The organism is Roseateles sp. NT4, from assembly GCF_051857475.1.
Lineage (GTDB): Bacteria > Pseudomonadota > Gammaproteobacteria > Burkholderiales > Burkholderiaceae_C > Pelomonas.
The window spans coordinates 714,171-736,857 of the sequence record NZ_JBPZGZ010000002.1 but is presented as its reverse complement, the minus strand read 5'-3'; the positions used below and the strand labels follow the sequence as shown (position 1 = coordinate 736,857).

26 protein-coding genes are annotated in these 22,687 nt (G+C 69.3%); 14 read left to right on the top strand and 12 right to left on the bottom strand.

Translation table 11 applies throughout. From position 1 onward, the window contains the following. Positions 1-19: 19 nt before the first annotated feature. Positions 20-715 (top strand): dienelactone hydrolase family protein, encoded by a 696-nt coding sequence (locus ACS5PN_RS12975; RefSeq protein WP_439464373.1) that lies wholly within the window; start codon positions 20-22, stop codon positions 713-715. Between the two features lie 4 nt (positions 716-719). Beyond that, on the top strand, positions 720-1,325 hold the full coding sequence (locus tag ACS5PN_RS12970; RefSeq protein WP_439464372.1) for a uracil-DNA glycosylase family protein: 606 nt from the start codon (positions 720-722) through the stop codon (positions 1,323-1,325). Here the strand turns inward: ACS5PN_RS12970 and ACS5PN_RS12965 are convergent. After that, positions 1,303-1,833, bottom strand: a complete 531-nt coding sequence (locus ACS5PN_RS12965; RefSeq protein ID WP_439464371.1) for a hypothetical protein — start codon at positions 1,831-1,833, stop codon at positions 1,303-1,305. The two genes, ACS5PN_RS12970 and ACS5PN_RS12965, sit on opposite strands and share 23 nt — an antisense overlap. 24 nt (positions 1,834-1,857) lie before the next feature. Beyond that, entirely contained in the window at positions 1,858-4,923 is a 3,066-nt protein-coding gene (locus tag ACS5PN_RS12960; protein WP_439464370.1) for a diguanylate cyclase, read from the bottom strand. 130 nt (positions 4,924-5,053) lie between these two features. Between ACS5PN_RS12960 and ACS5PN_RS12955 the strand changes: the two genes are divergently transcribed. Beyond that, the gene (locus tag ACS5PN_RS12955) at positions 5,054-5,494 is read left to right on the top strand and encodes a GFA family protein (protein ID WP_439464369.1); all 441 of its coding nucleotides are present in this window, start codon (positions 5,054-5,056) and stop codon (positions 5,492-5,494) included. A 17-nt stretch (positions 5,495-5,511) separates the two neighbouring features. On the opposite strand, the gene ACS5PN_RS12950 is transcribed toward ACS5PN_RS12955, so the two are convergent. After that, positions 5,512-5,985, bottom strand: a complete 474-nt coding sequence (locus ACS5PN_RS12950) for an Lrp/AsnC ligand binding domain-containing protein (protein ID WP_439464368.1) — start codon at positions 5,983-5,985, stop codon at positions 5,512-5,514. Between the two features lie 88 nt (positions 5,986-6,073). Here ACS5PN_RS12950 and putA point away from each other — a divergent pair, with 88 nt between their 5' ends. Together putA and ACS5PN_RS12940 are read left to right on the top strand one after the other, a co-directional pair. Continuing rightward, on the top strand, positions 6,074-9,631 hold the full coding sequence (putA, locus tag ACS5PN_RS12945) for a bifunctional proline dehydrogenase/L-glutamate gamma-semialdehyde dehydrogenase PutA (RefSeq protein ID WP_439464367.1): 3,558 nt from the start codon (positions 6,074-6,076) through the stop codon (positions 9,629-9,631). 65 nt (positions 9,632-9,696) lie between these two features. Continuing rightward, entirely contained in the window at positions 9,697-10,596 is a 900-nt protein-coding gene (locus ACS5PN_RS12940) for a hypothetical protein (protein WP_439464366.1), read from the top strand. Here the strand turns inward: ACS5PN_RS12940 and ACS5PN_RS12935 are convergent. Continuing rightward, positions 10,562-10,975: a hypothetical protein gene (locus tag ACS5PN_RS12935; RefSeq protein ID WP_439464365.1), complete on the bottom strand. Its 414-nt coding sequence runs from the start codon at positions 10,973-10,975 to the stop codon at positions 10,562-10,564. The two genes, ACS5PN_RS12940 and ACS5PN_RS12935, sit on opposite strands and share 35 nt — an antisense overlap. An 89-nt stretch (positions 10,976-11,064) precedes the next feature. Here ACS5PN_RS12935 and ACS5PN_RS12930 point away from each other — a divergent pair, with 89 nt between their 5' ends. Continuing rightward, positions 11,065-11,385 carry a hypothetical protein gene (locus tag ACS5PN_RS12930; RefSeq protein ID WP_439464364.1) on the top strand — a complete coding sequence of 107 codons (321 nt, stop codon included), beginning with the start codon at positions 11,065-11,067 and terminating at the stop codon, positions 11,383-11,385. Here ACS5PN_RS12930 and ACS5PN_RS12925 read toward each other — a convergent pair. From ACS5PN_RS12925 to ACS5PN_RS12910, 4 genes are all read right to left on the bottom strand, one after another. After that, a complete protein-coding gene (locus ACS5PN_RS12925) occupies positions 11,369-11,794 on the bottom strand; it encodes a hypothetical protein (protein WP_439464363.1) in 426 nt (141 codons plus the stop codon). The genes ACS5PN_RS12930 and ACS5PN_RS12925 overlap by 17 nt on opposite strands. Beyond that, on the bottom strand, positions 11,787-12,074 hold the full coding sequence (locus ACS5PN_RS12920) for a hypothetical protein (protein WP_439464362.1): 288 nt from the start codon (positions 12,072-12,074) through the stop codon (positions 11,787-11,789). Before ACS5PN_RS12920 ends, ACS5PN_RS12925 begins: the two co-directional genes overlap by 8 nt. Positions 12,075-12,081: 7 nt before the next feature. After that, on the bottom strand, positions 12,082-12,408 hold the full coding sequence (locus tag ACS5PN_RS12915; RefSeq protein WP_439464361.1) for a YbjQ family protein: 327 nt from the start codon (positions 12,406-12,408) through the stop codon (positions 12,082-12,084). 76 nt (positions 12,409-12,484) lie between these two features. Further along, positions 12,485-13,033 carry a GNAT family N-acetyltransferase gene (locus ACS5PN_RS12910; protein ID WP_439464360.1) on the bottom strand — a complete coding sequence of 183 codons (549 nt, stop codon included), beginning with the start codon at positions 13,031-13,033 and terminating at the stop codon, positions 12,485-12,487. 43 nt (positions 13,034-13,076) lie between these two features. Between ACS5PN_RS12910 and ACS5PN_RS12905 the strand changes: the two genes are divergently transcribed. Next, positions 13,077-13,265 (top strand): oxidoreductase-like domain-containing protein, encoded by a 189-nt coding sequence (locus ACS5PN_RS12905; RefSeq protein WP_439465566.1) that lies wholly within the window; start codon positions 13,077-13,079, stop codon positions 13,263-13,265. A gap of 12 nt (positions 13,266-13,277) precedes the next feature. Here ACS5PN_RS12905 and ACS5PN_RS12900 read toward each other — a convergent pair whose 3' ends face one another. Next, positions 13,278-14,204: a hypothetical protein gene (locus ACS5PN_RS12900; protein ID WP_439464359.1), complete on the bottom strand. Its 927-nt coding sequence runs from the start codon at positions 14,202-14,204 to the stop codon at positions 13,278-13,280. 58 nt (positions 14,205-14,262) lie between these two features. Between ACS5PN_RS12900 and ACS5PN_RS12895 the strand changes: the two genes are divergently transcribed. The 4 genes from ACS5PN_RS12895 to ACS5PN_RS12880 all read left to right on the top strand — a co-directional run bounded on the left by ACS5PN_RS12895 (position 14,263) and on the right by ACS5PN_RS12880 (position 17,374). After that, positions 14,263-14,541, top strand: coding sequence for a DUF2277 domain-containing protein (locus ACS5PN_RS12895; protein ID WP_439464358.1), 279 nt, complete (start codon positions 14,263-14,265; stop codon positions 14,539-14,541). Between the two features lie 45 nt (positions 14,542-14,586). After that, entirely contained in the window at positions 14,587-14,982 is a 396-nt protein-coding gene (locus ACS5PN_RS12890) for an MAPEG family protein (RefSeq protein WP_439464357.1), read from the top strand. 37 nt (positions 14,983-15,019) lie between these two features. Further along, complete coding sequence (locus ACS5PN_RS12885) at positions 15,020-15,436, top strand: hypothetical protein (protein ID WP_439464356.1); 417 nt, start codon at positions 15,020-15,022, stop codon at positions 15,434-15,436. Positions 15,437-15,517: 81 nt separating this feature from the next. Further along, positions 15,518-17,374, top strand: coding sequence for an ABC transporter ATP-binding protein (locus tag ACS5PN_RS12880; protein WP_439465565.1), 1,857 nt, complete (start codon positions 15,518-15,520; stop codon positions 17,372-17,374). Positions 17,375-17,515: 141 nt separating this feature from the next. On the opposite strand, the gene ACS5PN_RS12875 is transcribed toward ACS5PN_RS12880, so the two are convergent. From ACS5PN_RS12875 to ACS5PN_RS12865, 3 genes are read right to left on the bottom strand one after another with little or no spacing between them, the layout of a single operon-like run. Continuing rightward, positions 17,516-18,433, bottom strand: a complete 918-nt coding sequence (locus ACS5PN_RS12875) for a hypothetical protein (RefSeq protein ID WP_439464355.1) — start codon at positions 18,431-18,433, stop codon at positions 17,516-17,518. After that, on the bottom strand, positions 18,423-19,424 hold the full coding sequence (locus tag ACS5PN_RS12870) for a hypothetical protein (protein WP_439464354.1): 1,002 nt from the start codon (positions 19,422-19,424) through the stop codon (positions 18,423-18,425). Before ACS5PN_RS12870 ends, ACS5PN_RS12875 begins: the two co-directional genes overlap by 11 nt. Before the next feature lie 39 nt (positions 19,425-19,463). After that, the gene (locus tag ACS5PN_RS12865) at positions 19,464-20,474 is read right to left on the bottom strand and encodes a hypothetical protein (RefSeq protein ID WP_439464353.1); all 1,011 of its coding nucleotides are present in this window, start codon (positions 20,472-20,474) and stop codon (positions 19,464-19,466) included. A gap of 79 nt (positions 20,475-20,553) precedes the next feature. On the opposite strand from ACS5PN_RS12865, the gene proC reads away from it, so the two are divergent. From proC to ACS5PN_RS12850, 3 genes are all read left to right on the top strand, one after another. After that, positions 20,554-21,366 (top strand): pyrroline-5-carboxylate reductase, encoded by an 813-nt coding sequence (proC, locus tag ACS5PN_RS12860; RefSeq protein WP_439464352.1) that lies wholly within the window; start codon positions 20,554-20,556, stop codon positions 21,364-21,366. A 1-nt stretch (position 21,367) separates the two neighbouring features. After that, positions 21,368-21,898 carry a chorismate--pyruvate lyase family protein gene (locus ACS5PN_RS12855; RefSeq protein ID WP_439464351.1) on the top strand — a complete coding sequence of 177 codons (531 nt, stop codon included), beginning with the start codon at positions 21,368-21,370 and terminating at the stop codon, positions 21,896-21,898. Positions 21,899-22,080: 182 nt separating this feature from the next. Then, positions 22,081-22,629: a hypothetical protein gene (locus ACS5PN_RS12850; protein ID WP_439464350.1), complete on the top strand. Its 549-nt coding sequence runs from the start codon at positions 22,081-22,083 to the stop codon at positions 22,627-22,629. Positions 22,630-22,687 lie beyond the last annotated feature (58 nt).

Here is a 22,687-nt window from a genome sequence, read left to right as displayed (position 1 = left end):
CGGCTTCCAGGAGGTTTGCATGGCCCAGACGATCCAGTTCCAGCGCCCCGATGGCGCCAGCGTGTCCGGTTATCTGGCCGAGGCCGCCCAGCCCCTGGGCGCCGTGGTCGTCATCCAGGAGTGGTGGGGCCTGAACGACCAGATCCGTGGCGTCGCCGAGCGTTTCGCCTCGGCCGGCTTCACGGCCCTGGTGCCCGACCTCTACCGCGGCAAGCACACCGTCGAGGAGGAAGAGGCCCACCACCTGATGACGGGCCTGAACTTCGGCGACGCTGCCTCGCAGGACGTGCGGGGCGCCGTCGCCCATCTGAAGAGCCTCGGGCTCGGCAGCGGCAAGGTCGGCATCACCGGCTATTGCATGGGTGGCGCCCTGACGGTGCTGTCTTCCACCCTCGTGCCCGAGGCCGACGCGGCCGTCGTCTGGTACGGCATGCCGCCGGTCGAGTATGTGGACGCCAGCAAGATCAAGCTGCCCCTGCAGGCCCATTGGGCGACCCAGGACGAGTTCTTCCCCATCGCCGGCGTGGACGCCCTCGAGGCCAAGCTGGCCGAGTCCGGCGTGCGCTACGAGGCCCACCGCTACCTGGCCCATCACGGTTTTGCCAACGAGGAGGCCCAGGGGCCGGGCCGCATCGCCAAGACCCAGTACGACGCCGCCTGGGCCCGGCAGGCCTGGGACCGGGCGATGCGTTTCTTCGGGCAGCACCTGGCCTGAACGGGTGGCGACGTCGCTCGCGCGCCTGCTGCCTGAACTGCGCGCCTGCACGCATTGCGAACCGGCACTGCCGCTGGGCGCCAAGCCCATCTTCCAGCTCGACCACCGTGCACCCATCCTGATTGCCAGCCAGGCACCGGGCCGCATCGCTCATGAAAAGGGCCGGCCCTTCGACGACGCCAGCGGCGACCGCCTGCGCGCCTGGCTGGGCGTGTCGCGAGAGACCTTCTACGACCCCGCCTGCTTTGCCATCTTCCCCATGGGCCTGTGCTTCCCCGGCAAGGCCGCTTCGGGCGACCTGCCGCCGCGGCCTGAATGTGCGCCGCTGTGGCGACGGCAGGTGCTGGATGCCCTGCCCCACATCCGGCTGACATTGGCCATCGGGCAGTACGCCCTGTCCTGGCATCTGCAGCGCAAGGCCTCGGTGGACGAGGCGGTCACCGGCTGGCGCGAAGGCCTGGCGCGTGGCCTGCTGCCCCTGCCCCATCCCAGCCCGCGCAACCAGAACTGGCTGAAGCGAAGGCCCTGGTTCGAGGCCGAGGTGCTGCCGGCGCTGCGCCTGGCCGTGGCTCAGGCTTTGACAGGCCCTAGTCCGCGCGCTCCGGCTTGATGGCCTGGCAGCGCTTGACCAGCTCCTGGATGCGGGCCTCATAGGCCAGCTGGGCCGCCGGTGCCTGCAGCACCTGGCGCTTGAGCAGGGCCTGGCCGGCCGGTGAGGCGGTGAAGGCCTCGATGGCCTTGCCATCCTCGGCCGTGATGGCGGGATAGGGCTCGGGCGGCTGCTCGCCCAGCGTCGTGTAGATGCCCAGCAGGCCGTGCAGGGCGTATTTGCGCCCGGAAACCGCGTTGAAGAACTGCTCGGCCGCGGCCAGCTCGTCGGCGCTCAGGGACTCGGCGACGACCTTCTCCGTGGTCGGGTACAGCTCGTCGGGCTGCAGGGCCTGGATGCAGGCGTTCTGAACCGCCGGCAGCACGCCCTTGGCCTCGCGTTTCTTGGCGGCGATCTGCAGGCCGATCAGGGCCGACCGCGCGGTGAGTTGGGCGGTGAGGGATGCCGCCTGCGCGGCGGAGCTGGCCAGCAGGCAGGCGGCCAGCGCAAGGAGACGGGTGTTCTTCATGGCTGCGCATTCTCGGCGCAGCGGTCAGACGGTCTCGGCCGTGCCGCGCCTCACCTGCAGCCGCCTCTCGTTCAACCAGGTTTCGGTGTCGGCGCCCAGCTCGTCGGGTCGCAGGCCCTCGGCGCGCAGCGTGCCCACAAAGCCGTCGCGACCCTGAGCCTTGGCCGCGTAGAGGGCGGCGTCGGCCAGGCTCAGCGTGGCATCCCAGTCCCAGGCCCGCGGCGCATCGGGGTCGAGGGGGAAGACCGCGAAGCCGATGGACACGGTGACAGGCAGGGTGCTGCCGTCGGGCAGGGTGAAGGGCTGCTCGCGCACGGTGGCGCAGAAGCGTGCCGCGAGCTCGGCGGCGCCGTCGCGCGCGCCGCCGCGGGCCAGGGCCAGGAACTCCTCGCCGCCCCAGCGCACCAGCACGTCGCTCTCGCGGAAGACCGTGCGCAGGCGGCGCGCGAACTCGACCAGCACCTGGTCGCCCGCCGCGTGGCCATGGCGGTCGTTGATGCGCTTGAAGTGATCGAGGTCCATCAGCATGACGAGGAGGTCGGCCTCGTCGTCGCGGCTGTTGTGGCGCGGCTCGGTGTAGTGGCGCAGGGACAGCTGCAGGTCGGAGGCGACGCGCGAGTCCAGGTAGCGGCGGTTGCGCAGGCCGGTCAGCGGGTCGGTGGTGCTGGCCTCGCGCAGCTCGGCGGTGCGCTGGTCCACCAGGGCCTGCAGGTCGGCCTCGCGGCGGCTCAGCTGCAAGGTGCGCCGCGCCACGCCCCAGCGCAGCAGCAGCCAGGCCAGGGCAGCCAACGCCAGCAGCACCGCGGCCTGGGCCCAGCGCATCTGCCACCAGGCCGGCAGCAGTTCGATGTCGAGCAGCAGCGGGCGGTCGCCCCACATGCCGTGGTGGTTGGTGGCATAGACCTCCAGCCGGTAGCGGCCCGGCTGCAGGCCGCCGTAGCTTGCAAAGCGGGCGCTGGCATCGGTGAAGGTCCATTCCGAGTCCCAGCCTTCCAGCCGCATCATGTAGCGCAGCTTGGCCGGGTCGATGTAGTCCAGGGCGGCGAATTCGACGGCGAAGCTGCGCGTGCCCGCCGGCAGCTGCAAGCCCTTTTGCAGGTCCTGCTCGGGCTGGAAGAGCTGGCCGTTGCGGCGCAGGCTGCTGACGACGACCGGCGGCGCGTAGCGCGAGGGCATGAAGGCCAGCGGCTCGATGACGAGCAGGCCGCGGCTGCCGCTGAAGAGCAGGCGGCCGTCGGGCAGGGCAGCGTCGGCGAAGAAGCGCGGCGTGCCCATGGGCGGCCCTTCGGAGCCGCTGAGCTCGTCCAGGCGGTTGGCGATGGGGTCGTAGACGGACTGCTGGCTCCACACCCGGCCCTTGCTGTCTTCGTGCAGGTTGACGCCGAAGGGTCGGCCGGGCGCGCCCATGCGCTCGCTGATGCGCTCGAAGCGCGCGCGGCCCTGCTCGTCATAGCCCTTGAGGCGGTGCAGGCCGCTGACGGCAGTGTCCACATAGAGGCTGCCGTCGCGCGTCAGCAGCAGGCCCAGCACGGCGGGGAAGCCCAGGGCCTCGCCCGGCGCGCTGTGCACTTCGGCCAGGTGCTGGCCATCCCAGCGGAACAGGCCGGCCAGGGCGCCCACCCAGAGCTGGCCGTTGCGCGGGTCCACCCGCAGCGCATGCACGCCGCCGCGCAGCGGCTCGCCATCGTCACGGCGCATGCGTTCGACGCGTGAAGCCTGGGGCGAGGCCAGGCGGTAGAGGCCGTCCTGCATGCCGACCCAGACCTCGCCACCCGGCAAGGCCAGCACGCGATGGGCCCGCCCGCCTTCCAGCGTCCAGCCGGCAAGCAGGCGGGCAGTGCGCGGCTCGCGGCGCTCCAGGCGGCCGTTGGCCACCAGCCAGACGCTGCCGTCCGGCCCTTCGGCGAGGTTGTCCACCGGCGTGTCGGCCTCGCGCGGCCAGCGGCCGACGGTGCGCAGCTGCTCGTCCAGCAGGGCCACCGGGCCGCTGTGGGTGGCCACCATCAGCAGGCCGTCGCGGCGGGGCAGCAGGCCGCGCAGGTCGCTGCTGGCCAGCGGGCTGTTCGGGTCGGCATCGGGGCCGCGCACGGCCAGGGCCGGGTGCTGCTGATGGCGCTGCAGGCCGACGCCATAGCCGCCCACCCACATGGCGCCGGTCTGGTCGCGCAGCAGCACATTGACGTCGTTGCCGGCCAGGCCGCCGGGCAGATGGGGGTTGTGGCGCAGCTGGCGCAACAGGGTGCCGCTGGCGCCGTCCAGCCAGGCGATGCCGTCGGTCAGGCCGGCCCAGACCATGCCGTCCTGGCCCTGGGCGAGGGCCTGGGCGCCGCCCTTGAAGCGCGCCGCCAGCCAATGCGGTTCGCCGCCGGCGTCAATGCGGCCGACGCGGCCGTCCACGCTGCCGAACCAGAGCCGGCCGTCGCGATCCTCCAGCAGGGTGCTGATGCCGATCGGGCCGTCGGGCAGCGGCAGGACCGTCCAATGGCCGTCGGCGCCCCGGTGGGCAAGGCCGCGCCAGTGGCCGGCCCACAGCGAGCCGTCGCGGCCGACGGTCAGGGCCAGCACGCGCCGCTCGGCCTCGCCGTCGACGAGCAGGGCTTCGGTTTCGAAACGACCCGCCTTGGGCTCGTAGCGCAGCAGGCCCTGGCCCAGGGTGCCCACCCAGACGCGGCCGGCACCGTCCTCGGCGAGGGCGCGGATGGGCGTCGGGTGTTCGCTGCCGCTGCCCAGCATGCGCACGCGGTCGAAGGCGGGCTCGTAGCGGGCCAGGCCGTTGACCTCGGTGCCTATCCACATGCCACCGTCGGCGGCTGGCGCCAGCGAGCGCACCCAGCCGAGGTTGCGCTGCACGGCTGTGGCGCCTTCGCGCTCGATGGGGCGCAGCCGGTAGCCGTCAAAGCGCGCCAGACCGTCGCTGGTGCCAGCCCAGATCAGGCCCTGGCGGTCCTGGGCCAGGCTGCCCACCACGTCGCGCGGCACGGCGACGGTGGCGAACTGGGGCTCCAGAGCGCTGGACGCCGGCTGTGCCATGGCCGCCCCGGCCAGGACGGCCAGCAGGCAGGCGACCAGCGCAGGGATGCGGGGGATCATGGGCGACACGGTCCTGAAAACGCGCATTCTCCGAGCCAGACCCGGGGCGCCCGCGCCATGTTTACCCGCCCTCAAAACGCCGACGCGGCCGTCCTGGGGGGCCATTCCGCACCAGCTGCTAGATTGACCCATGACTTCACCCGCCTCAGCCTCCGATCACCTGAACGCATTTCGCGGCAGCTGCGCCTGCAGCCAGCTTCGCTATGAAGTCGCCGGACGCCCCCTGCAGGTCGTGGCCTGCCACTGCGACCTCTGCAAGCGCATGAGCGGCGGCCCGTTCTGCGTCTATGTCGTGGTGCGGGAGAAAGACTTTCGCCTGACCGCCGGAGCAACCAGCCGCTATCAGGCCACCGACCGCACCACCAAGCATTTCTGCGGCTCCTGCGGCACACCGGTCTTCAATGCCAACCCGGCCACCTATCAAGGCCTGGCCATGCTCTACGTTGGAACGACCGAGGACCCGAAGCGCTACGAGCCCAGGATGAACATCTTTTGCGAGAGCAAGCTGGCATGGGTGACGCCCAATGCGGGCAGCCAGTTGTTCAGCCGGTCGCCGGGTGAAGGTTCGTAGGCGGGTGGCCCGCGCCGTCAGATTGGCAGCGCGTTGGTCGACTTGACCTCTTCCATCACCGCATAGGTGCGCGTCTCCCGCACCCCCGGCAGCGTCCAGATCACGCTGCCGATGAACTCGCGGTAGGCGCCCATGTCGCGCACCCGGGTCTTGAGCAGGTAGTCGAAGCCGCCGGCCACGAGGTGGCATTCCAGGATCTCGGCGCGGGCCTGGACGGCAGCCTTGAAGTTGTCCATGACGTCCATCACCGTGCGGTCCAGGTGCACCTCGATGAAGACCAGCATGGCAGCGCCCAGCTTGGCCGGGTTCAGCCGCGCCTCGTAGCCGAGGATGAAGCCGTCGCGCGTCAGGCGCTTGACCCGTTCCAGCACGGCAGTCGGCGACAGATGCACCGTTTCCGCCAGCTTGAGATTGGAAATCCGCCCATCCGCCTGCAACACGCGCAAGATGCGTTCGTCGATCTTGTCGAGTCTGGCTGCTTCATCGCTCATCTGGATTTTTCTCTGCGTCGACGTCAATCCTTGGAATTTAATCCAAGTGACACGCCGATAGAGTGCGAAACCTCACCAGGAGACCCGCATGCCCACGCCCTTCGCCGCCCCGACCGAGCAACCGCGCCTGCCCGATCCCTACCGGCCCGAGCATGGGGTCGTGCAGGCCCTGGCCGAACGCGTCGGCGGTGCATTGGACTGGCCCGGCGTCATCGCCATGGCCAGCCCCTGGGTCGAGCAGGTGCGCAAGAACCCGGCGCCTTTCTGGGCCATGGAATCGCTGCTGCGCGAATACCCCATCACCAGCGCCGAGGGCCTGGCCCTGATGCGCCTGGCCGAAGCCCTGCTGCGCGTGCCGGACGCGCCGACGGCCATTGCGCTGACGGCTGACCAACTGGGCCGCGCCGACTTCGACGGTGCCAGCGAAGGCAGCCCGCACAAGATGCTGGCCGCGCTGTCGGCCTCGGCCATTTCCATGTCCAAGCGTTTCCTGCCGGGCGCCGAAGACGACAACGGCCTGTTCAAGCGCCTGGGCGCCCAGACCGTGGTGGCCGCCACCGTGCGTGCCATCCAGCTGCTGGGCCGGCAGTTCGTGCTGGGCCGCAATATCCAGGAAGCCATGAGCGAGGCCGACAGCGCCCGCAAGGCGCAGAAGCAATTGCGCTTCAGCTACGACATGCTGGGCGAAGGCGCCCGCACCGAAGACGACGCGCGCCGCTACCAGGCTGCCTATGTCGGCGCCATCAAGGCCATCGCCGCCGGCCAGCGCGCGAACTCGCCGGAGGCTTCCGACGGCATCTCCATCAAGCTCAGCGCGCTGTTCAGCCGCTACGAGGTGCTGCAGCGCGAGCGCGTCTTCGCCGAGCTGCTGCCGCGCGTGTGGCAGCTCATCGAGCTGGCCGCCAGCGCCAACATCAACCTGACCATCGACGCGGAAGAGGTCGACCGCCTGGAGCTGTCGCTGGACGTGCTGGATGTGCTGGCCGCCAAGATCGCGGTCGCCTACCCGCAGTGGCGCGGCTTCGGCCTGGCCGTTCAGGCCTACCAGACCCGCGCCCTGGCCGTCATCGACGAAGTGGCGGCCATCGCCCGCAAGCACGGCCTGCGCTTCATGGTGCGCCTGGTCAAGGGCGCCTACTGGGACGGCGAGATCAAGCGCGCCCAGGAGCTGGGCCTGAACGCCTACCCGGTGTTCACGCACAAGCAGCACACCGACGTGAGCTATCTGGCCTGTGCCCGCGCGCTGATCCAGCACGCCGACGTCATCTACCCGCAGTTCGCCAGCCACAACGCCGGCACCATCGCCGCCATCGTGCAGATGGCCCGCGCCACCGGCGCCCCCTTCGAGATGCAGCGCCTGCACGGCATGGGTGAAGGCGTCTACCGTGAGGTGCTGAAGGACGGCTCCATCCCTTGCCGCGTCTACGCCCCGGTGGGTGAGCACCGCGACCTGCTGGCCTACCTGGTGCGCCGCCTGCTCGAGAACGGCGCCAACTCCTCCTTCGTGCATCAGCTGGCCGACCCGACGGTGCAGGTGCCCGAGCTGCTGGGCTCTCCGCTGACCGAGGTGCGCGCCCGCAGCGCCCTGCCCCTGCCGCCCGACCTGTACCGCGACGCCGAGGGCCGTGGCCGCGCCAACTCCACCGGCGCCGACCTGACGGCCCCGGCCCAGCGCGCGCCGCTGCAGCTGGCGCTGGAGACCACGCCCGTGCGTGCCGTGCCCGAGGCTTCGGCCGCCGATGTCGACGCCGCGATGACGCGTCTGCACGCCGGCTTCAGTGCGTGGAACGCCACGCCTGTCGCCCAGCGCGCCGCCATCCTGCGCCGCGCCGCTGACGACCTCGACGCCCGCCTGGCCGAGTTCTGCGCCCTGCTGGTCAAGGAAGCCTTCAAGACCCAGGCCGACTGCGTTGCCGAGGTGCGCGAGGCCGTCGACTTCCTGCGCTACTACGCCGACCAGGCCGAAGCCGAGCCCGCGCTGATGCAAGGCCGCGGCGTTTTCGTCTGCATCAGCCCCTGGAACTTCCCGCTGGCCATCTTTGCCGGCCAGGTCGTCGCCGCGCTGGTGGTGGGCAACAGCGTCGCCGCCAAGCCGGCCGAGCAGACGCCCTATGTCGCGCTGAAGATGGTCGAGTTGCTGCATGCCGCCGGCGTGCCGGCCGACGCGCTGGCCCTGCTGCATGGCCCCGGCGAAACCGTTGGCGCCGGCCTCGTCGCCCATGCCCACACGGCCGGTGTCTGCTTCACCGGCTCGACGATGGTCGCCCAGATCATCAACAAGGCGCTGGCCAAGAAACCCAATTCGCCCATCCCGCTGATCGCCGAGACCGGTGGCTTGAATGCCATGGTGGTCGACTCGACGGCCCTGCCCGAGCAGGTCATCGATGCCGTCGTGCAATCGGCCTTCCGCTCGGCCGGCCAGCGCTGCTCGGCCCTGCGCCTGCTGTGCGTGCAGTCCAGCATCGCCGAAGGCGTCATCGAGATGCTCAAGGGCGCGCTGTCGCAGCTGCACGTCGGCCAGCCGGCCCACCTGGCCACCGACGTCGGCCCCGTCATCGACGATGAGGCCCACGCCAACATCAGCAAGCATGTCGAGCGCCTGAAGCGCGAGGCCAAGCTGCTGGCCGAGGCGCCGGTGGCCGAGCCCATGCCGCGCCAGATCCGCCCGGTCGCCTTCGAGCTGCCGCGCATCGCCCACCTCGGCGAGGAGATCTTCGGCCCGGTGCTGCACGTCGTGCGCTTCGAGGACTCGGTCGACGACGTCATCCAGGAGATCAACGCCCTGGGCTATGGCCTGACCCTGGGCATCCAGACCCGCATCGACAGCCGCGCCCAGCGCCTGGCCGACGAGGCCCGCATCGGCAATGTCTACGTCAACCGCAACATCATCGGCGCGGTGGTGGGCGTACAGCCCTTTGGCGGCGAAGGCCTGTCCGGCACCGGCCCCAAGGCCGGCGGCCCCGACTATCTGCGTCGCTTCTGCGCCGAGCCGCAGCTCGACGCACCGCTGCCCACGCTGGCCATGAATGGCGGCAGCGAGGCCCTGGCCGTCGGCGCCGACGCCGGCTGGCGCGACACGCCGCTGGCCGACCGCATCGCCACGCTGCGCCGTGCTGCCGACACGCTGGATGCGCCCGCATCGCTGACGCTGCGCGGCCTCTTCACCGCCGCGCAGACGCAGCTCGCCGATCTGGTCCTGCCCGGCCCCACCGGTGAGAGCAACACCCTGCGCCACCACGCCCGCGGCGTCTTTGCCGTGCTCGGCCGTGGCGAGGCTGGTCTGGCTGCCGTCGTCAGCGCCCTGCTGGCCGGCAACAGCGCCATCTGGCTGGGCGGCGACGAACGCGCCCGCCAGGCCCTGCTGCGTGCCGGCCTGCCCACCAGCGCCCTGACGCTGCTGCCCGACGCCACGCTGCCGGGCCTGCTCGCCGCGCCTCAGCTCGCCGGTGTGGCGCTGGCCTCGTCAGACACGGCGGCGGCCCATGTGCTGGCACAGGCCCTGGCCGCCCGCCCCGGCGCCATCCTGCCGCTGGTCACGGCGGCCGGCCATGTGCGCCAGCTCTACCGCTTCACGGCCGAGCAGACGCTGACCGTCAATACCGCAGCAGCAGGGGGCAACGCCGCGTTGTTGGCGGGCGTTCACTGAGCCGCGAATGAGCGTGGCGGGCGTATCCTCGGTGGCAAACATGCCCCGAGAGAAGAGGCCCGCCCTTGAGCGCCCCGTCCGCCATCGCTGATTGCCTGTTTGACACGACCCATCTCGGGCGCCGGGGTCTGCTGGGCCTGGCGGCCGGGAGTCTGTTGCCGACCTGGGCGGCCGGTGAGCCCCTGCTGCCGGCCCTGATCCCGGACGATGTGCTGCTGGACTACCAGCGCTTCCTGGCCGGCCGCGACCCGGCCGCCATCACCGACTACGGCGGCGCCTTGTCGCGTCGCGACGTCGTCGAGGTGGTGCTCATCCACCAGGCCCTGGCCCGCCAGGACCGCAAGCTTCGCCTGAGCATGGCCCCCATGCCCACCAGCCAGCGCCTGCAGGCCGAGCTGCGCATCGGCCATGCGGCCTGCAGCGCCACCACCTACTGGCGCGAAGACTTTCCCCAACCCGACGGCCTGCTGTTCAGTGACGCGGTGCTGCTGGAAGGCGAGTTCGAGGCCGGCCTCTACACCACGCCCGGCAACGCACAGGCGTTGGCCGCTCGCCAACTGCGCGACGTGCAACAGCTGCGCGTGCTCAGCAACAACACCTGGCGGGTCGACTGGCAGACGCTGGAGCAGCTGGGCATGGCGAATCTGCAGCACGTGGCCAGCTGGAACCTGATGCCGCGCATGCTGCAGCAGGGCCGCGCCGACCTGCTGCTGGCTCCCTTCCAGCCCACGCCCGACATGGCCCTGGTGGTGGACGGCGTGCGCCTCGTGCCCATCCCGGGTCTCAAGGTCAGCATGCGCGGCACGCGCCATTTCCTCGTCTCCGCCACCCACGCCCTCGGGCCGCGGCTGCTCGACCAGCTCAACGCCGGCCTGGCCCGGCTGCGCCAGCAGGGGCTGGTGCGGCGAGCCTATGAGCAGAGCGGCTTCTTCAATGCCAAGGTGGCGGGGTGGACGCGGCTTTAGGCGATCTGCCGGCGCGTACGGAGTTGTACACGGCCAGTGCAAAGTTCTTGGCGCCCAGCACGGTATAGACCCACGCCTTCTGCCAGCGGTGCTGCACGACAAAGACATGCAGATGCCAGTTGGGGCGCTTGCGGATCGAGCTGCCGCTATGGATCAGCATGAAGGCTTGCGCATCTCCAACCGACGCCAGAGCCAGACGTTCTGCCTCGCAGATGAAGAAGCTCATCAGCTCGGCCGAGGAATCTGGCGGCTCCTGCTGCTCGTGGCAAAGAACGAAGCAATGCCGAAGCAGCGGCAGGCGGTACTTCACCAGCACGCACGACCGCTCGGCATAACCAGCGGGTACCAGGACTTGTCGGTCGAGCATGAAGCGGGGCACGAAGGCATTCTGGGGCCTCGCCAAGCCGGCCCATCTCAGACACCATCGCGCCACACGCCCGCTGTCCCGGCGTGCAGGGAGAGAACACGATGTTTCCTTGGTTCTGGCTCTGGGCGCCGCAAGTGCGCCTGCCTTTCAGCGGTGATGTGGCTCAGGAGATCGAGCCGCGGCTGGACTGGTTCTTCAATGCCATCAAGCCGCAAGCCGGTGATGCGCGCATCGAGGCCCAGGCCTTTGACGTCGCCAGCTATGGCGATCAGCTGGGCGTCATCACCAAGTTGCTGATGGAGATGGCCGAGCGGCTGCCGGCGGAGGAGCAGTCCCGCTCCCAGCCGCTGCAGGAGCTGCGCGCCATCCACAAGCGCATCGAGGCCATCAAGGACACCGAACGGGTCAAAAGAATCCGCTGAGGAATCCCGCCGTCGCGTCGCTGAGTCCGACGATCTTGTTGGTCGCCTGCCGGTAGAACTTGAAGTTCAGCTCGGTCTCCGGCCGGCCGTCATCCCAGTCGGCAAAGAGCTTGAGTTCGGCGCGACCCAGGCGGCGCGTGGCGGAGGCCGTGCGCTTGACGGTGATGCTGACCCGCGGCGTCTGCCGCTCCACGTCGGGCATGCGGGGCGTGTCTTCGGCCGAGGTGACGACACCGCGTGCCACCAGGCCGGCGCCGCCTTCGTTCTCGCTGGCGAAGAGATAGATCACGTCGCCGACGGCGATGCGCTTGCCGTCGTACATGGTCTTCTGCGCGGCAAAGGCCCAACTGCTGGCGTCCGGGTCGGCGATCTCGGCCTTGATGGCGAAGCTGCGGCGGCGTTCAGGCATGGTTGTCGGGTTCGTAGCGGCGTTCGCCGGTGCGTGGGTTGTACAAGACCTGCAGGGTCTGCCCGGACTCGGGGTCGACAAAACGCTCCTCGGTCTTCTGCCAGTCGCCATCGACCCCCGCGTTGCGGGAACGATAGCGCCAGCGTTCCACCAGCACGGCGACGGCGATGGCGAAACCCCAGAGGGCGGCGGGCATCGCGTCGCGGTGGCCGGCCAGATGGGCGCCCAGGCCGATCACGCCGACGGCCAGCGCCACGATGAGCAGCAGGGTGCGCAGCATGGTGTCGTCAGGCCGGCTGCTTCTCGACCACCACGGCGGTGCCGTAGGCGACGATCTCGCTCATGGTCTGACCCATCTCCGAGGAGTCGAAGCGCATCATGACCACCGCATTGGCGCCCATCAGGCTGGCGTTCTTGACCATGCGGTCGATGGCGTGGCGGCGGGCCTCTTCCAGCAGCTGGGTGTATTCGGTAATCTCTCCACCGACGATGGAGCGCAGGCCGGCGAGGATGTTGCCGGCCAGGCCGCGGCTGCGCACGACGACGCCGAAGACCTGGCCCTTGACCTCGGTGACGCGGTGGCCGGCGAGGTTTTCCGTGGTGACGATGAGCACGCTTGACTCCTGTGGTTGAAGCGGGTGTGGCGTGATCCTCAGATCGCGGGCATCAGGAAAACATAAGTGCAGCAGGTCAGCCCTCCACAACCGTGCCGGGCGGCACGACATGGGCAAACATCCAGAAGTCGCCCGGCCGGCCCCTGACCAGGCGGTAGCTGTGCAGCAGGCCCTCGCGGTGGAAGCCGCAGCGCTCCAGCACCTTCATGGAGCGGGCGTTGGAGCTCAGCGCCGTCGCCTGCACGCGCAGCATGCCGACATGGCCGTGCGCCCAGTCGACCAGGGTCCGCGCCATCCGGCTGGCAATGCCCTGGCCCCAGGCCGAAGGCGACAAGTCATAGGCCAGCTCGGCTGTGCGGTTCTCGGGCGAGACGGTGTGAAAACCGATGGAGCCGACCATCTGCCCCGTGGCGCGGTCGGCGATGGCCAGCCGGAACAGCGAAGCCGGCGTGTGGGCGATGGCAACGTAGTGGGCCAGGTCTGCTGCCGCCTGGGGCTTCCAGCTCGTGTGTTCGTGCACGAGGGGCAGGGACAGATAGCCGAACCAGACCGGGAGGTCGGCGGCTTCAATCGGCCGCAACATGACGAGGGGGTGGTCGGACTCGGGTAGGGCGGTGAACTGCATGGGGACATTCTGCTCACCCGCACAATGGCTGGCGATGCTGCCGATGACCCCGCCTCCCGTCCCCAACGTCGACCCCAGGCCCGAGCCGCCGCCTGAGCCCGACTTCGAGGCCTGCTGCGGCAATGGTTGCTCGCCCTGCATCTTCGACCTGCACGACCTGGCGATGGACGACTACCGCCAGAAGCTGCGCGCCTGGCGGGAGCGACATCCGGAAGCCCCTGCCAGCGCCTGAAGCCGCCTTCGTCTACTGCTTGGAAAGCGGGTTGCGCCCGTTGATGGGCTTGTAGCGTTGACCGTCGTAGCGCAGCACCAAGGCCGTGGCCTTGTTCGCTCGGGCCACCTCGAAGGTCTTCTCATCGATGTCGACGGCTTCACCGCTGAAATCGATCTTGATGTCGGGCCAGTCCTTGGGCGAGCGTCGCTGCATCGTCATGTCGCCGCGGACGACGATGCAATGGCGCAGCCGCCAGTCGAGCTCGGTCTCTCCCTTGCTGCGTGCCTGCATCGCCTCCTTCACCATGTCGTCGCAAGGCCCGCTCCAACCTTCGGAGTCATTGACCACCGGTTCGGAGAGCACCGGCACGGCTCCCTTTGCGTTCAAGGCGAAGATTTCGAGCAGGTTCTCGCAATAACCCTGGCCACAGGACTCGGAGTTGACTGCGACGCCGACCCGGCCGCCACCCAGATCGAGGGCCTGGAGATCGCCGACCTTTCCCCAGGAGCCCCGCCTAGCGAAGCTCGGTACCTGGCTGGTCAGCAGCCACCGCCCTTGCTTCAGGGTGAATTCGAAGAGGCCCAGATTGCCGCCTGAAGCATGTCCGTCGTATGGCTCTCCGCCTTCGGTGATGCCCACGCCCTGGGCAACGAGCAATCGATGCTCGACATCGGGTGCCAGCACAGGGCCGGGTGACACCCGGACGTATTGATCCGGTGCATCTTGGCCGGTGGGAATCACCATCAGCCGGCCCGAGTCGCCAACGGGAATGGCGACGCTCGTGCGGGCAATGACTTCATCCGTCAACGCCCGTGGTGTGTCGTCAACGGCACCCACCGGTTTGGCGACCTCGGAAGCGGCCTGTTGCGACGCTGGCGGAGGGGCTTCACGCTGGCAGCCCGCGAGGAGGGCGATGAGCCAGGCGGTGGCCACCCGCTTGCAGTAGAGAACATTCATTTGAAAATCGTTGTCCGCCCCTGATCTCTTCCGATTGTCTCCACCGGACCTCATTGCCATGTGCCGCAACATCCGCACCCTCTTCAACTTCGAGCCCCCGGCCACCGAGGTCGAGATCCGCGACGCGGCGCTGCAGTTCGTGCGCAAGCTCAGCGGCTTCAATGTGCCGTCGCAGGCCAATGCCGCCGCCTTCGACCACGCGGTAGCGGCGATTGCCGATGAAGCCCGCACGCTGATCGCTTCGCTGGTGACGACGGCCGAGCCCAAGAACCGCGAGATCGAGGCCGAGAAAGCGCGGGTTCGCTCGCAGGCGCGTTTCGGCGGCTCCGGCGGATGATGCGCGGCGCGTCGATTGGACGCCGCCACTCCGCAGGAGATCACGATGCCCAAGCTGCTGTCCCTCGTCGTCTGCATGACGCTGCTCACCTGGCTCACCGTGCTCGTTGCGAGCCTGATCCGGGCCAAGGCCTGGACACCCAAGGGGCTGATGCTGGCCTTCGGCAACCGCGACAACCTGCCCGAGGCGACGCCGCTGGCCGGCCGCGCCCAGCGCGCGGCGGCCAACAGCCTGGAGAACCTGCTGTTCTTCGCGGCCCTGGCCCTGGTCGCTCAGGCCGCGGGTGCGACCAACGAGCGCGTGCTGCTGGGCGCCCAGGTCTTCCTGTGGGCGCGGGTCATCTATGTGCCGGTCTATGTGATCGGCGTTCCCTTCGTGCGCACGGGCGTCTGGACGGTCAGCATCGTCGGCCTGGCCATGATGGTCATGGGCATGACCTGAAGCACAATCGCCGCGCCCCCGGCTCCCTCCCATCGCCATGCGCCTGAAGCTCGCCCTGTTCTTCGTCGCCCTGCTGCTGCTCGTCGCAGCCTGGTTCGCCTTCGCCTGGCACTGGAGCTATTCCAGCGGCGAACGCGCCGGCTGGGTGCAGAAGTTCTCGCGCAAGGGCTGGGTCTGCAAGACCTGGGAAGGCGAGCAGGCCCTGGTGTCCCTGCCCGGCACGGCCTCGGTCGAGAAGTTCCAGTTCACCGTGCATGACGAGGCCACCGCCGAGGCCATCAACAAGGTCATGGGCCGGCGCGTCAACCTGCACTACGAGGAGAAGGTCGGCCTGCCGACCTCCTGCTTCGGTGAGACACGTTATTTCGTCACCGGCGTCACGCTGGTGGACGAGATCTCGCTGTCGCCGGGTGTCGTCGTGCCGGTGCCTCCGGCTTCCGCCGCGAGCCAGTAAGGCCGGGTTCCGGCATGGCATTGCTGCCATGCCCTGGCAACGTTGTCAGGCGACACTAGCCCGATGTCGTTGTTCCAGCCCTTGGTCTCGCGCTTCGAGCGCCTCGTCGATCCCTATCCAGATTCGCCCGAGACTGCCGGCACCGCCCACCCCGAGGCGCTGCCGAACAGCTTCTTCGCCTTCCTGTGGCGCTGCGCCGACGGCGTGCGGCGCCATCTCTTCGTCGTCACGCTGTTCACGGCCGGCATCGCCGCCGCCGAGGCCCTGCTGTTCAGCCTGATGGCCCGGCTGGTGGACTGGCTGGCCACGCAGAAGCCGGCCGAGCTGTGGAGCCAGCCCCAGCCCGTCGTGCTGATGCTGCTGGGCGTGCTGGGCGTGTCCATCGTGCTGGCCGCGGTGCAGGCCCTGACCAAATACCAGGGCGTGTTCGGCAACTTCCCGATGCGGCTGCGCTGGGTCTTCCACCGCCGCATGCTGGCCCAGAGCCTGGCCTTCTTCGGCGACGAGTTCGCCGGCCGCATCGCCACCAAGGTCATGCAGACGGCCCTGGCCGTGCGCGACACCTGGCTCATCGTCGTCGACATCCTGGTCTACGTGGCTGTCTACTTCGGCACCCTGGTCGCCATCGTCGCCAGCTTCGACGTCTGGCTGATCGCGCCTTTCGCGGCCTGGCTGGCGCTGTACCTTGTCGCCCTGCGCTACTTTGTGCCGCGCCTGGGCAAGATCGGCCAGGCGCAAGCCGATGCACGCAGCCTGATGACCGGCCGCATCACCGATGCGTACACCAACATCGCCACCGTCAAGCTCTTCGCCCACGGCCGCCGCGAGGCCTCCTACGCCAAGTCGGCCATGCAGGACTTCATGGTCACGGCCTATGGCCAGATGCGGCTGGTGACGGGCTTCGAGGTCGTCAACACGGTGCTGTCGGCCCTGCTGGTGGGCAGCACCGCCCTGCTGTCGCTGTGGCTGTGGGGCGTGTCGGCCATCGGCGTCGGCGCCGTTGCCGCGGCCACCGCCATGGCCATGCGTCTGAACGGCATCTCGCACTGGATCATGTGGGAGATGGCCTCGCTGTTCGAGCATGTGGGCACGGTGCAGGACGGCTTGGCCACGCTGGCCAAGCCGCAGACGGTGCTGGATGCGGCCGGTGCCAGGGAACTCGAGGTCAGCAAGGGAGAGGTGCATTTCGAGAAGCTGCGCTTCCACTACCCCAACGGCAAGGTCGTCGTCGACGGCCTGGACCTGACCATCAAGCCGGGCGAGAAGATCGGCCTGGTGGGCCGCAGCGGCGCCGGCAAGAGCACCCTCGTGAACCTGCTGCTGCGCCTGTACGACCTGCCGGAGAACGGTGGCCGCATCCTCATCGACGGCCAGGACATCGCCGGCGTGACCCAGGACTCGCTGCGCCGCCACATCGGCATGGTCACGCAGGACACCTCGCTGCTGCACCGCTCGGTGGCCGACAACATCCTCTACGGCCGCCCCGACGCTGCCGCCGATGACATGCAGCGCGCCGCCGTGCGGGCCCACGCCGACGAGTTCATCGCGACCCTGTCCGACCCCAAGGGCCGCACCGGCTTCGAGGCCCATGTCGGCGAGCGCGGCGTCAAGCTGTCGGGCGGGCAGCGCCAGCGCATCGCCATCGCCCGCGTGATGCTGAAGGACGCGCCCATCCTGCTGCTGGACGAGGCGACGAGCGCGCTGGACAGCGAGGTCGAGGCCGCCATCCAGCAGTCGCTGTACTCGCTGATGGAGGGCAAGACCGTGGTCGCCATCGCGCACCGCCTGTCCACCATCGCGGCGCTGGACCGCCTGGTGGTCATGGACGCCGGCCGCATCGTCGAGCAGGGCACGCATGCCGAGCTGCTGGCCCAGAACGGCATCTATGCGCGGCTCTGGGCCCATCAGAGCGGCGGCTTCCTGGGGCTGGAGGATTAGGAGGAGGTCACTAGGACGCTCCTGGGGGTGCGGCGGGGCGCTCGTGCGACTTCACTTATTGCAGTGCTGGACGAGTCGGGCGGTAAATGCTCTGGCTGAATGAATGACTTGAGGCGTGGCATTCGTGTTCGTCCCCTTAATTCAATCTCCCTGTTTTGGTTGGATAACGGTGTCAATGAATTTCCGGCTGATGTCTGACTTGACGCCGGGGAATCGCATGCATTCGGAGCGCCCGCTAACTGCCGCGTATTCCCAAGGCCATCGCCCTGTCGCGCCGGAACCAAACCCCATATCCCAGACGTAGCGAGTTAGTTCGGCAACCACTTCTCCGGTTTGCTTATCGATGACCCGGAGCTTGGTGCCGGCAATCCAGAGCGAGCGGTCTTCGGGAACCACAAGGTCTTCGTAGTCCAACGCGTAGCGCGTACTGGACTTGGCAATCGGGCTGCAATGATGCTGTCCAGGAACCCAATTGGGATGGTCGAGAGACCAGTCCGGCGTGCATCGATACCGCTGGCCGTCACTTGGGCCGACGTATTCAACGAACGCGTAGCCCTTCCTGGCTCCGGGGCGTGTGACCTGCTTCTCCTTCGTAGGAGGGCCAAGACCGCCTCTCCTATCTGGTTGCGACGGCTCGACGAATTCGCTCATCAAGAACTGCTTGATGTAGTCATCTCCCCGGTGCTCGCCAGCCATAGCCGCCTCGGGATACATCGCATCGAAATACTCCTTCCCACCCCAAGGAATCGGCTGCCGGATCTTGATGAGTTCGATGCCTTCCACATCCTTGACCGTCCGCTTGATCACCACGCCGGCCGTCTTGCACCGCTCCTCAAACAGCGTCTTGGCCTTGGTGTACCGCTCCTGCGCCGTTTTCTGGGTCTCAGCTTCCAGACCAAAAGGCAAGGGCGCACCGCAGCCCGCAAGTCCGCCCGCCAGCATGGCGCTGGCGAGGCAAATCCGGATCGATGTGGTTTTCAAACCAAGCGGCATAGCGGATGTCTCATCCAATCGAGGCCAGGGCAAAAACATGAGACTTGCCTCGGATTCAGGATTCAAGAACTGTCCAGCGCCCGTCGCGGCGGCGTAGCAGCTGCTGGGTGAGGGCGCCCGTGGCGTCGGTGCCGATGCGGCGGTTGGCTTCGCGCAGCGCGGCAATGCCTTCGGCCGAGTTGGCGTCGCAGAAAGCCAGCACGTCGCGCGACGGGATGGCGACGACGGCGCCGTTGGGCGTCTTGTCGGCGAACAGGTGGTCCCACAGGCCGTCCAGCAACACCAGGCAGGCCTCGTGGTCGCCATCCAGCAGCAGGCCGTAGTAGGGCGGGTTCTCGACCAGCCTCAGGCCGGGTTGGCCCTTCACGAGCTTCATCAGGTTGGACAGGGACTGGCGGTGCAGCACGTCCAGGTTCATGCCCGCCGCGCGCATCTCGTCGCGGCCGACCGAGGTCCAGTGGGAACCCGCATCGACGTGATAGCCGACGATGAAGACGCCGCCCGTGGCCCGCGCCGGCGGCAGCATGCCGGGCTCGTTGGGGATGTGGTCCGGCAGCTGCCCCGGGGTCACACGCATCTCCAGCTCGTTGCCGTCGGCTCCGAGGCCGTTGGCCACGCCACGCACGATGGGCAGGGCCTCCTGGATGGGGGCACGCGGCGCCGCTGGTGCGGCCGCAGCGTCAGCCGGCGCAGGGCCGCGCCGCCGCTCGCGCAGCTCGGCCTGGCGGATGCCGGTGGCCAGCTCTTCGCGCCGGGTCTTGGAGGCCTGCCACACATACAGGGGCGCCAGCAGGCTCAGGAAGGGCACGGCGCAGCTCAGGAACAGCGGGTATTTGACGAGGGGCGAGGTGTCCAGCGCCGGCGCCGCGCGGCTGATGACCCAGGGGCCGAGGACCCAGGTTGCCATCCAGCCCACGACGGCGAGGGCCGTGAAATGACCCATCAGGCCGATGACGGCGGCCAGGGTCAGGCCGAACAGCCCCCAGACCGGTTTCTCCAGCGATTCGAGCAGCGCATCCTGCAGCAGCAGCTCATCCAGTTCGTCCGTCGCCCCCATGCCTCTCCTCCGTGCCGATGGCGGCGCAGTGTAAGGAGGTCAGCGGGCGATCAGCAGGCCGCTGGCGGGCAATGCCGCGCCGCGCAACTGGGCATCGAGAAAGGCATGGCTGATCCGGAAACCGTCGCCCACGTCGGACTGGGCCGCTTCGGTGGCGCTGCCGCTGCGCGGGCCGCGCGAGCCGCCGCCTTGCGGGCCGTGCATGCCGCCGCCCTCGCCACCCCCCGCGCCGCGTCCGCGGCCGGCACCGGGCAGGGGGACCTGGCCGCGGTGCTGGTCCTGGACGTGCCAGCCCTCGGGGGCCATCGTGCCTGCCAGGGCCGCATGCGAGACGGCGCCGAGGCTCAGCAGCCAGCCGCTGCCGGGCGCCAGGCTGTCGAAGGCCTGCCGGCGCTCGCCGGGGCGTTGCAGCAGGCCGAGCGGGTCCTGGTCGAGCTCGCTGGTGATCAGCAGCGTGGCCGCACCACCGGCCGGGGCCCGCATGGCCGGCGGGCTGATGGCGACGACGGCCTGCCAGCCGCCGTCGGCCCGCGCGTCGAGGGCGGTCTGCGCGCCGGTTTCATAGCCGGCCAGGGCGGCATGGCCCCAGTCCAGGGCCGGCTGGGCGGCACGCAGGGCTGGCTGCAGCCGGCGCAGCGCGTCGAGGCGGTCGGCGCGCAAGGCGTCGCCATAGTGCAGCCGGCCGAGCTCGCGGAATTCGCCGGTGCGGGCCAGCTCCGAGCGCCAGGCGGCCGCGTCGGCCTCCAGCGGCTGCACGCCCAGCACCGTGTAGCCGGCCAGGGCCCAGGACGCCGCCCAGCGCTGGCCGGCATCGCTGCCCTGGCCCAGGCCGGGCAGGTAGACGATGACAGGCTGGGCTGCCGGCGCGCCGGCGCTGCGCGTGACGTTGACGCGCCGCCCCTGCACCTCGAAGCTGGCCAGGGACAGATGCAGCTCCTGGGTCGCCGTCTCGGCCCAGGGCTTGGGCGTGGGCGGGCCGCCGGCGCAGCCGGCGAGGGTCAGGGCACACAGGAGCAGCAGCGAGCGGCGGGCGGGGCGTGTGAGGCTCATGAGCCGCAACGATAGCCGCCCCACGTCGCTGCTTTGTTTCTCGTCAGCTCCGCGACAAGCGGCCCTAGACTTCCGCCCCATGAATGCAGAAACCATCGCCTTCATCGGTGGCGGCAACATGGCCAGCGCCATCATCGGCGGGCTGTTGCGCGCCGGCATGAAGCCCGCCCAGTTCATCGTCGTCGAGCCCTATGCCCCGCAGCGCGAGAAGCTCGTCGGCCAGTTCGGCGTCGCGGCGCTGGCGGCAGGCGACGCCAGCCTGGCCGGCGCCTCGTGCGTCGTGTGGGCCGTCAAGCCCCAGCTCTTCGGCGCGGCAGCCGAGCCTGTCAAGGCCTGGGTCGGTGGCGCCCTGCATCTGTCGGTCATGGCGGGCATCCGCTCGGAATCCCTCGTCGCCGCCACCGGCAGCGAACGCGTCGTGCGCTCCATGCCCAACACGCCGGCGCTGATCGGCAAGGGCATCGCCGGCCTGTATGCACGGTCGGCCGTGTCCGCGCAGGAGCGGGCCACCATCGAGCGCCTGCTGGCGCCGACCGGCCAGAGCCTGTGGGTGGAGCACGAGGACGACCTCGACGCGGTGACGGCCCTGTCGGGCTCGGGCCCGGCCTATTTCTTCTTCTTCGTCGAAGCCATGATGGCCGCGGCCGTCGACATGGGCCTGACCGCCGACCAGGGCAAGCGCCTGGCACTGGCCACCTGTGCCGGCGCGGCCGCCCTGGGCCTGGGCTCGGACGAGTCGCCGGCAACGCTGCGCGAGCGCGTGACGAGCAAGGGCGGCACCACGCACGCGGCCATCACGTCCATGCAGGCGGACGGTGTCGACGCCGCCATCCAGCGCGCCGTGCTGGCCGCGCAAAAACGCGCCACGGAACTCGGTAAAGAATTCGGCTGAAGTGGGCATCGCAACACGAGACAGCCTGCGCGACTGGCTGCGGGCGCCGGGGTCGTTGAGCCGCCGGCTGGCGCGCCTGGGTGAGCGCTTCGAGGTGCAGGTGCTGCGCCAGGGCGTGGCGCCTTTTCGCGCCCTGGAGCGCGCGGCCCTGGGCCTGCCGCCGCGCGGCCTGACCGTGGTGCGCGAGGTCATCCTGCGTGTCGACGGTCAGCCTCTGGTCTGGGCGCGCTCCGCCGTGCACCAGCGCGCCACCACCGGCCCCTGGCGGGCGCTGAAGGGCCTGGGCACCCGCCCGCTGGCCCATCTGCTCTACGACGACTACCGCATCCATCGCAGTGAGCTGCAGCCGCGCCGCCTGTCCCGCCACGGCCACACGCGCCGCCATGCCGAGCGCCAGTGGCTGGCCGCCACCGGCCAGCCGCCCTCACCACAGATGCTGTGGTCACGCAATTCGGTGTTCAACCGCAGTGGTGCCCAACTGCGCGTCATGGAACTGTTCGCGCCGGTTTTGGCAGGTCAAAGATCCGGGTGAACCCGTACGACCACGCGCTTAGCTGTCCGCGAGCTGACGGGTTGATGATGAAACTGTTTCCATGCAGTCATAAATTCGCGTCACCCCCATAAACCCCCATAAACTCAGTCCGTATCAGAGGGGCGTTAGTAGACCCGCCGCGCAAAGACGCAACAGGCGGGCTGGATGGACTGGGGGCAGTGATGAATACCCGTGATGTCGTGATCTTCAGCGGCGAGCACTTTGTCGTGCCGCAATGCATTCAAAGAATCGACCATTTGTCGACCCATGGCTGGCAGCTTCGCTACGGCGGCACCAAGCTCTACTCCGACCACAGCCAGGACGGCAGCGGTGCCCGCCGTGCCCTGGCCATGGCCACCAAGGAACTGCTCAAGCGCATCGCGACGCTGCCGGCGCCGTCGCGCCTGCGCCGCACGCCCAGCCGCAAGAAGCAGAGCGACCTGCCTTCCGGCATCTCCGGCCCCATCGTGCGCCAGCGCGCCGGCAGCCGTGTGCGTGATTGCAGCTTCGCCGTGACCCTGCCGCGCTTCGGCGAAACGCCGCTGGCCCGCAGCGTCTACATCGGCACCGAGAACACCTACACCATCGAGCGCTACCAGGAGGCCCTGGAGAGAGCCGTGGCCCTGCGCGAAAAGGCCGAGGCCGCTTACCAGCGCGCCGCGACCAAGGAGCGCCGTGCCCAGGCCCAGGCCCTGAAGGTGAAGATGAACGGCCTGCTGGCCAAGGCCTGACGGGTTATCTGAAACTCGGTTGAACCGGCGTGGCGGCCGGTGGCGGACACAATCGGCG